At 53.8% G+C, this 13,910-nt stretch carries 11 protein-coding genes and 1 pseudogene; 11 read left to right on the top strand and 1 reads right to left on the bottom strand.

Going from position 1 to position 13,910, the window contains the following annotated elements:
- Positions 1-110 precede the first annotated feature (110 nt).
- The 5 genes from AC13C0_RS17535 (at position 111) to AC13C0_RS17515 (ending at position 4,194) form a co-directional block, all read left to right on the top strand.
- Complete coding sequence (locus AC13C0_RS17535; RefSeq protein WP_104417610.1) at positions 111-731, top strand: glutathione S-transferase family protein; 621 nt, start codon at positions 111-113, stop codon at positions 729-731.
- Positions 732-793: 62 nt separating this feature from the next.
- A complete protein-coding gene (locus tag AC13C0_RS17530; RefSeq protein ID WP_104417609.1) occupies positions 794-1,462 on the top strand; it encodes a cupin domain-containing protein in 669 nt (222 codons plus the stop codon).
- Between the two features lie 44 nt (positions 1,463-1,506).
- Positions 1,507-2,073, top strand: coding sequence for a TetR/AcrR family transcriptional regulator (locus tag AC13C0_RS17525; protein WP_104417608.1), 567 nt, complete (start codon positions 1,507-1,509; stop codon positions 2,071-2,073).
- Between the two features lie 144 nt (positions 2,074-2,217).
- Positions 2,218-3,024: a dienelactone hydrolase family protein gene (locus AC13C0_RS17520; protein WP_482954781.1), complete on the top strand. Its 807-nt coding sequence runs from the start codon at positions 2,218-2,220 to the stop codon at positions 3,022-3,024.
- A gap of 84 nt (positions 3,025-3,108) precedes the next feature.
- Entirely contained in the window at positions 3,109-4,194 is a 1,086-nt protein-coding gene (locus AC13C0_RS17515) for an aldo/keto reductase (RefSeq protein WP_104425591.1), read from the top strand.
- A gap of 88 nt (positions 4,195-4,282) precedes the next feature.
- Here AC13C0_RS17515 and AC13C0_RS17510 read toward each other — a convergent pair.
- Positions 4,283-5,791: pseudogene (locus AC13C0_RS17510) on the bottom strand (efflux RND transporter permease subunit); the annotation flags it as partial.
- A 115-nt stretch (positions 5,792-5,906) separates the two neighbouring features.
- Here AC13C0_RS17510 and AC13C0_RS17505 point away from each other — a divergent pair.
- From AC13C0_RS17505 to AC13C0_RS17480, 6 genes are read left to right on the top strand one after another with little or no spacing between them, the layout of a single operon-like run.
- Positions 5,907-6,728, top strand: coding sequence for a TnsA endonuclease N-terminal domain-containing protein (locus AC13C0_RS17505; protein WP_482954780.1), 822 nt, complete (start codon positions 5,907-5,909; stop codon positions 6,726-6,728).
- Positions 6,712-8,787, top strand: coding sequence for an integrase catalytic domain-containing protein (locus tag AC13C0_RS17500; protein WP_091704494.1), 2,076 nt, complete (start codon positions 6,712-6,714; stop codon positions 8,785-8,787). Before AC13C0_RS17505 ends, AC13C0_RS17500 begins: the two co-directional genes overlap by 17 nt.
- Positions 8,784-10,445, top strand: a complete 1,662-nt coding sequence (locus AC13C0_RS17495) for an AAA family ATPase (RefSeq protein ID WP_091704491.1) — start codon at positions 8,784-8,786, stop codon at positions 10,443-10,445. The genes AC13C0_RS17500 and AC13C0_RS17495 overlap by 4 nt, the downstream gene beginning before the upstream one ends.
- Before the next feature lie 5 nt (positions 10,446-10,450).
- Positions 10,451-12,016 (top strand): TnsD family Tn7-like transposition protein, encoded by a 1,566-nt coding sequence (locus AC13C0_RS17490; protein WP_482954779.1) that lies wholly within the window; start codon positions 10,451-10,453, stop codon positions 12,014-12,016.
- Positions 11,952-13,199, top strand: a complete 1,248-nt coding sequence (locus AC13C0_RS17485; RefSeq protein ID WP_146082712.1) for a transcriptional antiterminator — start codon at positions 11,952-11,954, stop codon at positions 13,197-13,199. Before AC13C0_RS17490 ends, AC13C0_RS17485 begins: the two co-directional genes overlap by 65 nt.
- Entirely contained in the window at positions 13,196-13,600 is a 405-nt protein-coding gene (locus tag AC13C0_RS17480; protein ID WP_181049707.1) for a Tn7-like element transposition protein TnsE, read from the top strand. Before AC13C0_RS17485 ends, AC13C0_RS17480 begins: the two co-directional genes overlap by 4 nt.
- Positions 13,601-13,910 lie beyond the last annotated feature (310 nt).

Here is a 13,910-nt window from a genome sequence, read left to right as displayed (position 1 = left end):
GCCTTGTCAACGGTTCTAAACAAAGCAGGCTCGTCAATTTGTCTCTTGCAAACCTACCTACTGATAGGTAAATTACGTGTCGTATGCTTAATGACCAACAGAGGTAATCAATGAAAATTTACGACACTGAAGGCTTTCCCAACCCGCTACGGGTTCGCATCGCCCTGGCAGAAAAAGGCGCAACGAATAAGGTGGAATTCGTCCCGGTCGATGTCATGGGCGGGGAGCACCGTTCCGATGCGTTCAAGACGAAAAACCCGGATGCCACCGTGCCCATGCTGGAACTTGACGACGGCACCTGCATCGCCCAGTGCAATGCCATCACTGAATATATCGACGGTGTCTTTGATGGTCCGTCCCTTATGGGTACAACCCCAGCGGAGCGTGCCCGTATCGCAATGATGAATCTGCGGGCAGAAAACGGTCTGATGAATGCCGTGGGTGCCTATTTCCATCACGCGACCCCGGGGCTTGGTCCGGATCTGGAAACCTGGCAGTGTGCTGAATGGGGTAATAAACAGAAAGAAATTGCCAGCGCAACCATGGCCTACCTTGACAGCGTTCTGGCGGACAATGAGTTTCTCGCAGGCGACAGCTTCTCGGTCGCAGACATCACCGCCTTTGCCGGCCTGGGGTTTGCGGATTTCGCGAAGGTTGACATTCCCGAGTCCCTGACCAATCTCCAGGCCTGGCGCGCAAAAGTCGCAGCCCGTCCTTCAATTGCCGGGTGATCCGATACCCTCGGGTTTCATGCAAGCGCGGAAAACATGAAGGCCAAAAAGGGAGGAATATCATGGAGATTAATGCAGATTTCTCCAAACCGGTGGTTATGCATTCCGACCAGATTGAATGGCAGCCCTCGCCCATGAAAGGCGTGGAGCGGCGCATGCTGGACCGGATCGGGGAGGAAGTTGCCCGCGCCACGACCATCGTTCGTTATGCGCCGGGGAGTCATTTCTCGGCACATACCCACACCGGTGGAGAAGAATTCATCGTACTCGATGGCGTGTTCCAGGACGAGCACGGTGACTTCCCAGCGGGCAGCTATGTGCGCAACCCCCCAACCACGTCACATATTCCGGGCTCTGAAACGGGCTGCACGATATTTGTGAAACTGTGGCAGTTCGACCTGGCCGACCGGACCCAGTTGAGCAAGAATATGGAGGCCGGGCTGGGGGTCCCGGTGGGCGGCGTTGCCACCACAAAGCTGCATGAGGACGATCGTGAGATCGTGACCTACAGCCAGCTCGATGCGGGGGCGACACTGACCTCTGAGGCGCCCGGCGGAATCGAGCTGCTGGTGATCGAAGGTTCGGTCACCAGGGATGGCGAGATGCTGGCCAGGCATGACTGGCTGCGCCTCCCTGAAGGACACAGGTTGTCCGTGGCGGCCGGGGACGGCGGCGCCAAGATCTGGATGAAAACGGGGCACCTGCGATTTGCCGGGGCACCGAGGGTATAAGGCCCGGCAATAGCGGGATTGCAAAGGCAAACAGGTGAATAACCATGAACCGTGATACCAGAACAGCCCTGATGGACCTTGCCGAGCACACCGTTCGGTCACGGGGCTTTGACGGGTTCAGCTATGCGGATCTGGCTGAGGCCATCGGCATTCGAAAGGCCTCGATCCATTATCATTTCCCCACCAAGGCGAAGCTCTCCGAAGCCTTGATCGAGCGCTATCAGACCAGTCTGCAGCAGGGTCTGACCGAGATAGATGCAGCCCATGCCAGCGCCGGCGCGCGCCTCAAGGCACTCATTGCCCTGTACCGCGGGGCCTTACATGATGGCCAGACCGTGTGTCTGTGTGTTGCCTTTTCGACCTGCCGCGAAAGCCTGTCCGACACTGTCATTGCCAGAGTCGGCGCCATTCGCGCAATGGTCTTGCAGTGGATTACAGCAACGTTTGAGCTGGGGCACAGGGATGGATCCGTCTCGGCCATCCTGGGTCCCGCCGATGAAGCGCAGGCGACCCTGGCGATGCTGGAAGGAGCCCACCTTGCCGCGCGCACCGAAGAAGACCTCGCCGTGTTTGATGCCGCAACGCGACTGCTGCGCGCCCGCTGCCAGTAACGACGGGACAGGAATCGCGCTTTGAGCGAGCGATTAAATTCGTGTTCGCTCACGTGGCGACATTTCCTGTGAGCTTTGGTCGATGTCTACCCGTACATAATCGCTACGCAAATTGACTCATAACGAGCGAAAAGGAGCAAACAGATGATGAGCACCCTGAAAACAGCACTGGCAGCAGCCACGCTGTCACTCACTGTTGCCAGTACGCAGGTACTGGCAGAAACGCAAACCAGAACCATTGAGTATCAAGTCGGCGACGAGACCTTTACCGGCTACATGGCCTGGGATGATGAATTCGGGCAAAAGCGCCCGGGGGTTCTGGTGGTCCATGAATGGTGGGGGCACAATGAATTCGCCCGGAATCAGGCGGAACGGCTTGCTTCCGCCGGCTATACAGCGTTTGCGCTGGATATGTATGGCTCTGGCAAACAAGCCGACCATCCCGATACTGCCCAGAAATTCATGCAGGAAGCCACCAGGGACATGGACCAGGTTAAGGCACGCTTCATGAAGGCGATGGACATCCTGAAGAACCACGAAAGTGTTGATGGGTCCCGAATTGCAGCACAAGGTTACTGCTTTGGCGGTGCCGTTGTTCTCAACATGGCGCGCATGGGTGTCGATCTGGACGGCGTTGTCAGCTTCCACGGTGCGCTCGGCAGCCCCCTCCAGGCTGAACCCGGGTCCGTAAAAGCCAGGGTCCAGGTGTATACCGGCGGTGCCGACAAGCTGGTCCCCTCGGATCAGGTGGCGAGCCTGGTCAAAGAGATGCAGGATGCCGAAGTCGATCTGACACTGGTGAGCTTCCCCGGAGTGCTGCACTCATTTACCAACCCGGGTGCCGACAGGATCGCCGAGGAGTTCGGCATGCCGGTGGGTTATGACGAAGCGGCTGCCGCCCGCTCCTGGGATGGCACCATGCGTTTCTATAAGGCCATCTTCGCCGAGTAACACAAGCGAATGCAAAAAAACCGAAACCGGCAGTATTTACAGTGAATTCTGGAACATCAACCGAAAAGCATGAGGAGGTGCAACATGGCAACTGAGAGTTTACCGCGGTTCAATGATGACAATCGTCCAGGCTACAAGTCGCTGGGCAACTCGGGTCTGTTCGTCTCCGAACTGTGCCTGGGCACCATGACCTTCGGCGGTGATGAGGACATCTGGGGGCTGATCGGCCAGTTGCAGCAGGAACAGGCCGACGAACTGGTGAAGATCGCCCTGGAAGCGGGGATTAACTTTATCGATACCGCCAACATCTATGGTTTCGGCGCCAGCGAGCGCATCGTCGGCCAGTCCCTGAAGAACCTCGGCGTTCGCCGGGAAGATGTCGTGCTGGCCACCAAGGTGCTCGGCCCGATGGGCGAGGGCCCCAATGCCCGTGGCGCTTCCCGCGGCCACATCATGAATGAATGCAAGGCGAGCCTGGCGCGCCTGCAAACGGATTATATCGACCTGTACCAGATCCACGGTTTTGACCCGGCCACCCCGATCGAGGAAACCCTGGAGGCACTGAACACCCTGGTGCGACAGGGCCATGTGCGGTACGTGGGTCTGTCCAACTGGGCCGCCTGGCAGGTGATGAAAGCCATCGGCATCAGCCAGGCCCGCAACCTGTGCCCGATCATATCCCTGCAGGCCCACTATACCCTCGTAGGTCGCGACCTGGAGCGGGATATTATTCCGATGCTGGAATCTGAGAACGTCGGTCTGATGGTGTGGAGCCCGCTGGCAGGCGGTTATCTGTCCGGTAAATACGAGGGGCCGGACGTGTCCGAGGAAAACCGGCGTGCCAAGTTTGACTTTCCGCCTGTCGACCGTGAGCGGGGCAGCGACGTCATCAAGGTGATGCGGGAGATTGCCGGCGGAAAGCAGATCGACGGCGAGCCGGTTACCGTAGCCCAAATAGCCCTGGCGTGGCTGCTACACCAGAAGCCTGTATCCAGTATTATCGTTGGCGCCAAGCGGCCGGAGCAGCTGAAAGCCAATATCCAGGCAGCGCAGATCCGGTTGTCTGGCGAGGAACTTAATACGCTCGACGAGGTGAGCCGTATACCGGAGGAGTATCCGGGCTGGATGATGAAAATGATGGCCGGGTATAGGGACTCTACTGAGTCCTGATTCTTCACATCGCGCTGCGCCCCGGCGGCGCAGCCGCTCAACTTGAGAAGTGGCCTATGCTGTCAACACGTAAACGTCCGTGACTACTTCAATCTTCTATCTGTAAGCGAAACCAGAGTGCATAAAGCGCCGGAACAAACAACAGCGTGATCAGAGTGCCGACCGCCACGCCCCCTATAAGGACATAAGCCAGCGGCCCCCAGAACAGGTCAAAGGTCAGAGGTACAAACGCCAGAACGGCCGCCAGGGCAGTGAGCACCACGGGGCGGGCGCGTTGGACTGCCGCCTCGACCACGGCTTCCCGGGCAACCATCCCTGCTTTGAAGTTGTCCTGCACCTGTTGGGTCAGAATCATGGTATTTCGCATCAGGATGCCGCCCAGGCCAATCAGTCCCAGCAACGCGGTAAAGCCAAAGGGTTGGTTAAACAGCAGCAAAGCCAGCACAGCGCCAATCAGCCCCAGTGGCGCGGTGGCCAGAACGGTCAATGTGCCGATAAAGGAACGCATCTGAAGCATGATGAAGATCAGCATCAACGCCAACATCACCGGTTGTAATGTCTGGATGGACGCATTGGCTTTGGCTGATTGCTCCACCGTACCGCCGATTTCAATACGGTAACCCTCCGGCAACTGTTCACGCAGGCCAGTCATCGCACTCCAGATCTCCTTGGTGACATCCGGTGGCTGGGCACCTTCTACATCGGCCTGAACGGCCAGGAAGAGGTCACGGTTGTAACGCTTTATAACGGGCTCCTCATAGCGAACCTGCCACTTGCCCAGTTGCTGTGCGGAAAGTTTGCGGCCGTCGCGGGTCTTGATTTCAAGATCTTCGGGCATCATCACTTCGCCACGGGCATTACGCGCCACCAGTTGAACGCTCCTTATTCCCTGACGTAGCTCGGTGACGGCCACTCCGCGAAGTTGGAACTGCAGTTGCCGGGCAACTTCTGCCGGGGTCAGGCCGATCCAACCCAGGTTTTCCGGGTCCAACTCAAGATAGAGAGTGGGTACGCGCTCATCCCATTCGAGATGCGGCATGACGATATTCGGATGCCCGGTCATAAGAGTCCGGATCTGGTGCGCGATCTCTCTGAGTTGATCGGGTTCCGGGCCCAACACTCGAAAACTGACCGGCCAGGCCACCGGGGGACCATACAGCAAACGCGTTACCCGCACTCGTGCCTCCGGAAACTCACCCACCGCGATTCTGGTTTCCAGCGCCGAGATGATGCGATCGCGCCCTTCAACGTCCTGCCCGATGGCAATCAGCTTGGCAAATGCCGGGTCCGGCTGCTCGGGGTTGGCAGATACGAAAAACCGGGGGGCACCGGCACCGATGTAAGCGGAAAGGCTTTTCACCTCCGGCATGTCCATCAATATCGCTTCCAGGCGTTTGACAGTTTCATCTGTGGTGGCGATAGCGCTTCCCTGTGGAGCAAAGACGCTGATCAGAACTTCGGGGCGATCAGAACTGGGAAAAAACTGCTTCTGCACCTGGGTTGCCATACCGAAAGCACTGATCACCAGCAAACCCAACGTGATAAAAACGACGGTTTTGCGGTATTGCACACACCAGGTAATCACCCCGCGCAACCTGTGGGGTCATAATAAAGTTGGTAACACCATAAAAGAGTTGGTAACTTTATAATAAAGTTGGTAACTAGCGGCCTATGTGGCAAAGTTAGGCTATTCTCCTCGGGAGTGATAGGGAATGGCCAACTACAAACTCGACAAGAAAACCCAGAAGTGGATCAAAGAAGAACGTGGTAAAGGCAGCGGTAAGGATTACCATCCATGGCTGACCGTCAGAGATCTATCTTCCAGGGGGCGCTCGCATCGAGTGATGGGCCACCTGACAGGACGAACTCATCATTTCTTCTCAGATACAGAGTTAGCCGCGTTCCTGCTACTTGAATGGAACCCGGATGTCACCGACATCCGTGAACAATTTCCTCTCCGAATAGAAGACACCCTCTCAGTGGCTGAGCAAGCCAATATTCGCCACCCCGAAGCAGGCGGATACCATCAGATCATGTCCAGCGATTTTGTGGTTGACCTTTCCACGCCTTCCGGGCCAAAGAGATTCGCCGTTCAGGTGAAAACCTCGCCCGACCTCATGGATTCGCGCACAGTCGAAAAACTGGAAATTGAGCGCCGGTATTGGAAACGTAAAGGCATCCCCTGGTATCTGATAACCGAGAAGCAGATGCCTCCTATCGTAATGGCAAATCTGGATCTGTTTTACTCGGCCCGGGTCCAAAGTGAGAGCCTGGAGATCCTATTCCAGAGTTTGCCAATCTATGTCGAGGTGTTGGCAAACAATCCTAATGCCAGGCTATCCGATGTCGGCATGATGGTTGACCATTCCTATTCACTGGAGCCAGGCACATCGCTCGCAAGATTACGGGCGCTGGCAGCTTTAAGGGCATTGACGTTTGATATATCCATTCCCTGGATCAAGCTGGTATCACAAGACTTACAGGTGGTTGAGGACATCGCGCTGCTGAGGGCAAGTTATGCTGCGAATCAATGACGTCTTCCAGCTGGAGCAGGAACGGCATCGCATATTGGCACTGGCGGACCAACATGTGCTCTGGATAAATATTGACTCAGATAAAGCATGGCCGGAGTTGGTAAGAACCGCTGAGATCGAACAATGGATACTTGATGAATCACTGCGCCGGGTAGAAGATCCCTATCAGGAGCTTGCCGCACTGATCGTCGAACAAGGCAGTAAAGCCCAGGTGATTCGGGATCAGCGATATGAATTAATAGCTCCTCTGCTTGCTGATGAAGAAATTTATTACCGTAGTGGCAGGGGCCGGTTAGTTCAGTCGCGTAGCGATGAAACTGGCACACCCAGGAAATCGCTTTATAAAAACCTTCGGCAGTACTGGCAGCGCGGTGCAATGCCCAACGCTCTGTTGCCGGATTACCGAAAATCCGGGGGAAAAGGGCAGAAAAAAGTTTCCAAGAAGAAACTGGGTCGACCCCGGAAAACCTCACCGGGTACCGGGATTACCGTTGATGCCTCCATCGAAAAGATGTTCCGTCTGGTACTTGATCGCTACTATGTGAACGACAAAGGCCATTCCCTGCCATACGCCCATAGACGATTCATCGACATGTTCGAGGCCGCCAACCCAAATGTGCAGCCCGAAGATTATCCAACAATTGCTCAAATAAGATATTTCTATCACCGAGAGTATGAGAATGCGGACCGCATTCGCCTTAGAGTAAACAGAATCTCCTACCAAAAAGATATTCGGCCCTTAATAGGGACTGCCACAGCAGGAGTGGTGGGGCCAGGCTCAAGGTATGAAGTTGATGCGACGATTGCCGATGTTTACCTGTTATCGGCCGACCGGCAACGAGTCATCGGTCGTCCTACTCTGTATGTGGTGGTTGATGTTTTTAGCCGCATGGTGACCGGCTTCTACATCGGTTTGGAAAACCCATCCTATGTGACAGCAATGAATGCACTGTCTACGTCGATGTTAGACAAGTCTGAACTCTGTGCCCGTTATGGCGCGGAGATTACTTCAGAGCAGTGGCCAACCGTTGGCGTGCCAGATGCGATTCTCGCGGACCGTGGGGAATTACTGGGGCACCAGATTGAATCCCTGGAAAAAGCATTTGGCGTGCGCATTGAGACCACCCCGCCATACCGGGGAGATGCAAAAGGCATTGTCGAGCGTTATTTCCGAACCCTCCAAGCAGAATTCAAGCCGTTTACGCCCGGTGTGGTAACAGGCACAAAAGTTAGAAAGCAGGGCGGAAAGGACTACAGGCTGGATGCAACGCTAACTCTGGACGATTTCACCCAAATCATGGTCGCCTCGATTCTTCACCGAAATCAATATGCCGTGTTGTCGAAGTACGACCGTGATCCGGATATGCCAAACGATATGGCGTTAACCCCGCTCAATATCTGGAATTGGGGCATAAAGAATCGAACTGGTCGGTTGAAGAACGTATCGGAACAAGCCCTGCGGATTGCTTTGTTGCCGCGTCAAAAAGTCTATCTTTCTGATCTGGGGGTTAGTTGTTTTGGCGCTTACTACACGTCGAAGGAGTTGTTAGCCTCCGGATGGCTCCACCGTAACGGAGAACGCAGAGTCACAGACCTTCAGGCAGCCTACGATCCTGCAGTGGCTGATCATATTTATCTGTTCCCGGAAAAAGACAGTTCGGAATACTGGGTGTGTTCTCTGACCGATCGCTCACGCCAGTTTCGCGGCAAGTCCATGTGGGAGTTATGGACCAGCCAGGAAGAACAGCGAAAAGCCACGAGCGCCGCAAAAGTGGCCGAGACAATCAGTAAACGGGACCTGGAAAATCTGGTCAGCAACACCATCAAAAACGCCGAGCGTTCCCGTCCCACCATCAATAAACAGCAATCCAAAGCCGAAACGGTCAGGGGCATACGAGATAATCGCAAGCAAGAGCGAGATGCTCAAAGGGCCGAACAGACAAAAGCCCGGCAGCCCGACAATAGGAAACCGAAATCTGATGTAACCTACCTACATGGCAAACCCGACGATGGCGCCTATCCGGATTTACTGGATGAGCTGTTTGGAGACGACGAATGACCTTACCTTCCGGCATGGTAACTGCTGTTTACCAGGACACGGGAATACCGTCATACCATGGAAATCCACTGATTGAGGCTTTACCGCCAATTCCAGACCGTAAACAGCTCATAGCCGGGCTCAGTGAGACCACGGAGCTCCGACCGTCCGAAATATATCTGGACGGTCAGAGACGGGTTCATATCATCTCCCAGCTACTGGACGGCTTCTTTCAGCCGCTGGCACGCCATATTGAGCTGGAAGCAAAAATCTCGATCATGCTGCGCCAGGGGTACGTGGGTCGAAACATTGCTACTGGCGACCTCTCGGCCCACTTACAGAACGGCTATGAGCGCATCAAGAGTGGAGACTTGAAGGCATTCCGGTTTGACCATGTTGAGTCGACTGCGAAAAGCTTGGCGTTTATCGGGTGCTCGGGCTCCGGGAAAACCAGCTCTCTGAACCGTATTCTGGCAACGTATCCGCAGATGATTCACCACCCGGAACACAATTTCACACAGATTGTCTTCCTGAAAATCGACTGCCCCCACGATGGTGCTCTCAAGAGCCTATGCCATAACTTTTTCCGGGAAATCGATTCCATTCTAGGAACAGATTATGTCCGGCGCTACGGAGAAAAACGCCACGGCGTAGAAACAATGATTGCGTTGATGTCGCAGCTGGCAAACACCTATGCGATTGGCTTACTGGTCATTGATGAAATTCAGCACTTGAATGTTCGCGCCTCAGGCGGAGCGGAGAAAATGCTGAACTTCTTCGTAACGTTGGTAAACGAGATCTCCGTGCCGGTGGTAATGGTCGGAACACCAAAGGCTCGACCTGTCTTTGAAACCGACCTGAGGTCTGCTCGGCGCGGGGCGGGGTTTGGCTCCATATTATGGGAACCCCTGCGCCAGCCCACAGCTGAAGAAAATGTAGATCGAACCGAATGGGGCGCATTCACAAAAAAGCTCTGGAAGTACCAGTGGCTGACCAAAGCCAGTGACACTATGCCGGATGATTTAAGGGATCTTTGGTTCGACTTGTCTCAGGGCATCATGGATGTCGTCATCAAGTTGTTCGTGTTGTCCCAGATACGGGCGGTTGTAACAGGCACGGAACGAATCACGCCCAATATCATGAAAAAGGTTTATCACGACGAACTGAAGCCGATACACCCGATGATGGAAGCTCTGCGTTCCGGAGACCCGAGCAAGATAGCCCAATACTCAGACCTCACGATCCCTGATGTGGATAAGAAGATTTTGGAGCTCAGTACCCTCCTGGATTCAAGCAAAGACCAGATCCGGAAATCCGTTCAGTACAACGGCAACGATCAGGCAATTCGGCTGCACAACCTGCTGGTTGATATGGGCCATGAATCAGACCTTTTGGAACCGTTAATTCAACGAGCGTTCGAGGAGTACCCTGACCTACAGCTGAAAGACCTGATGCCCATCATTCTTAACTGGTACCAGTCTTCCGAGAAGACGCTACCGGTGACGGGAAAGCAAAAAATCAAATCGATTAAAATGAAAGAATGGCACACCCTTGAGTCAGACGATTTGCGCTTTATGCACTCCCAGGCGGCGAACGAGGACGAAATGCTGGATGCCGCGCGTCAATCGGGTCTGGTTTTTAACAGCGACGAGTGGCTCGGTTTTGGTAACCAGGCTTAGCTGCCATGCTGAACTTCCCGGTTCCGTACCCTGAGGAGCTGATATATAGCACAGTGGCCAAGGCAGGTATTCGGAAAGGAATTGCCAGCCCCAAGGAATTACTGACCGAAATTTATGGCAACCGCAATGTTATTGCAACGCTGGATTTGCCCAATCAATTGTCGAGGATTTCTCGGTGGCTGCCCCCTGATTATAGCGTTGAAGTGATTGCCTACTGCCACACGCTATTCCCCTTGTATGCCCCGTTTATCCCGGAAGAACGCCGAAAACGGTGCCTGGCATGGATGGCTGGAAAATCTCGAGGTGCGGCCCACCTGGCGATGGGTGTCGCTGCATCGCTTGTAAAAGTGCCTGGCCGTGTTCGATATTGTCCCGGGTGCCTCAAAGAGCAACAACGTACCTATGGAGAGTATTTCTGGAAGCGGGAGTGGCAGATAGCCGGAGTGGACTGTTGTGAGAAGCACGGCGAACTCTTACATACGGCCATTACCCGCCCCTTAGTCGATCAGCACCGCTACCATGACGCTTCGCCAGCCACTTGTCCGATATTCCCTCAAAAACCTGCTCGTAACGAATCAAAGATGGTTCTGACTCAGGTTAGGGAGCTATTGGAACAGCGACCGGCCATTTCACCGAGTTATGACCAGTGGTCTTCTCACTACCACCGATTGGCTCAACAGTCTGGTTTTATTCGCGGCCAGGCTCACATTGACCATGCCGCCATTGCCAAGTCTGTTTCAGATCACTGGCCTGCGAGGTTTTTGCGCCGATATGGTTTGGGAATAGATCGGAATTCGGATTACTGCTGGCTACGAGCGATTTTCCGGAAGCACCGGAAATCCTTTAGCTATCTGCAGCACATCGTTGTTCACCAAGCGTTGATCCCTGAGTGCTGGTCTATTACCGATGTTATTGAGGGTGTCAGAGAGTTGCCCTTGCCCGTACCTCCAGAATCATTAGAGTCAACCGGAAAGGCACACATTGGGTCTAAAGATGGTTTGACGCCAGATCAGAACGACTGGATTAAAATGCTGGCAGACCGGTCACCGAAAAAGGCCCGTGTGGCGGCCCCGGCACTTTACGCCCGGTTGTATCGGTACGATCGATTGTGGCTGAAGCAGGTCAATCAAGCTCAACCACGAACACAGGTTCTTAAAAGAAAACCGAGAATTGATTGGCGGCAGCGGGACCGGCATTATTTAACCAAACTGCGGGAAATTCTCAGGTTTTTGCGTGCGGCCCCACGCGGCCCCCGGCATTCACAAACGTATTTGCTGAAACAACTGGGTAAGCTCTCCACGCTGGAAAAGACACTCGATCGGTTGCCGCGAACCCGGCGACTGCTGGCACGTTATACCGAAAGCGTTCCCGAATACCAGGTACGGCGGCTGAGAAACGCTTGGTGGGAATTAAAGCAGGAGTTTCAGTACCCACCACGTTGGCGTTTGATCCGTATCGCCGGGCTAAGTGAAACACGGCTTACCGACCAAGCACGGGATTACTTGCATGGCCTCGAAGAGAACGAAGAAGACACCAACGATCAAGGGAATCAAGGACAACAGCCAGGTTAAAGAAATTGGCTCAATGGTTCGTGATCTGCGAACTCCAAACTGGTACATCGAGGTGAAGCTGGATCCGGCCCAAGAAAAGGAAAAGTTTGGCATATCCCAGCTGGGCCTGATACCGAGGCGGCGTGCGTTAAATGTGACAAAGGCCGGAGGCTCCAAAGTTGCCGGTTATGAAAAGGACTTAAAGATAAACAGTACCAGCACCTGGTCGTCTTGCCGGATAGCCGACTGTCCAATAGTAAACATTCGCAGGCAGGGAGACCGGCAGCAATGGTGTTTTAGCTTTGAAGCCGGCGATACACAGTTTTTCCTGCCACAAATAGAAATGGCCCGGGCCCTTTTTTTCCATTCTGCCTACCTGACTCGCCTAGCAATGAACCCGAATGGATTAGACGAGGAATTCGACGTTCAGATGGGTGAGAACCCGAATAGGGCAGAGATCCATATCTTGCCAAGTAGCTCACTGCCTAGGGTAGTGCGAGGTAACCCCAGCCAACGCAGAATGCTGGCGTGGCTTCTGTTGGATAAAAAGGTTCGGAACTCGTTTCAAAGCATCGCCCAATACCAACTGACAGAGGGCGAAGTTAGAAATGGTCGCCGGTACTGGCCGTTCCGTTTCGATCCCCCGCCTTTAGAAAACGTGAAAATGAAGGTGCGAGGTCAATACGCCAAAGAGTCTGAGCTTTTTTTCGTGTATGAAATACACAGTCTTACAAACCTGAGCAGCCAGATCCCGAAAGAGATAGAGTTCTTCGATCCGAAATTCAAGGAGCAAAAAGCAGGGAAAAAAGGCAGTACCACAGAAAGAGGGGGAACGGATGGCCCACCGGAGATTAATGATGACGAGCTGCCAACTACCGGTGCAGATGAGTACGTGCTGGAGGTCCCGGAAGTAGAATTGGAGTTCTCCGAGCCTGCTTACACTACCCGCAAGCCTTCGGATGGCAGACGTAAGTCTGCTGCCAGAAAGGGAAAATCAGAGGGAGGCGTTGTTGATCTGGCTGACGGCACAACGGATGTCAGTACTGATGAGCCAACCGTTCGAGGAGAGCTGCCAGCGGGTGTTTCTGATGGCATTGATGACCAGAGTGAGGATTCACATCTATTCACCCACAAATTTGAAGCATTTATTGCCATGAGCGACCTGTTGGAAATCAAAGGTTGCCGAATCGTGGCTGAAGAATGATTCCGCTACCGGCGCTGAAAGGTCACTCGAAATATCGACTGCCAGATGGCAACCCAAGATACTTGCTTTACCGTGTGTTCAGATATCAAAACCAGAATTATGCATTGGTGGAGGTTGATACCGTAGGCTCTGAAGCAAGACTCTCGACACTGCTTCTGAAGCAACCATCTGAAAAATACGATTGGCACTCAAAGCTTTCGGCTATGGGCTGGTCGTTGGTGAAGACTTCCTTACGTTGGCCCACCAATAAGAGGCTTGAAAAGGACTTTCCTGCCGGGTTTCGTCGAGTTCCTCATCAACAAAACATCCAATCAAGACTGGGCCGAAAAGACACCGCTACATTGAGCCATTGGATGGGCCGGCTCTATTCTGTACTTGCTGATTTACATACATCCATTTGATCCAGTATGATTGGCGGAGCAAATCGCGGGCGCTCAATGATTACATGGCAGAGATGGCCATGCTTGGCTAAGCTATTGTTTCATTGATTTATGTGTGGCGTGATTGATGGTTTACCGGCAGTAATAATGACCCAGTCAAATTTCTTCAATGATAAAGCGCGCTGCCTAATTGCTGTTGAACTAAACCGCTTCGCGGTAGCGAGTAAGCCGGGGAGTTTCCCGCGAGATCAGGTGGATTGACGGATACTTTTGATGAGCCCAGGTGGGCTTTTCAGAAGAGGAGAATCCGTCATGACACCGTTACGTCAGA

The sequence above is a fragment of the Marinobacter sp. B-21 genome (assembly GCF_056857895.1).
This window is presented reverse-complemented; position numbering and strand designations above follow the sequence as displayed.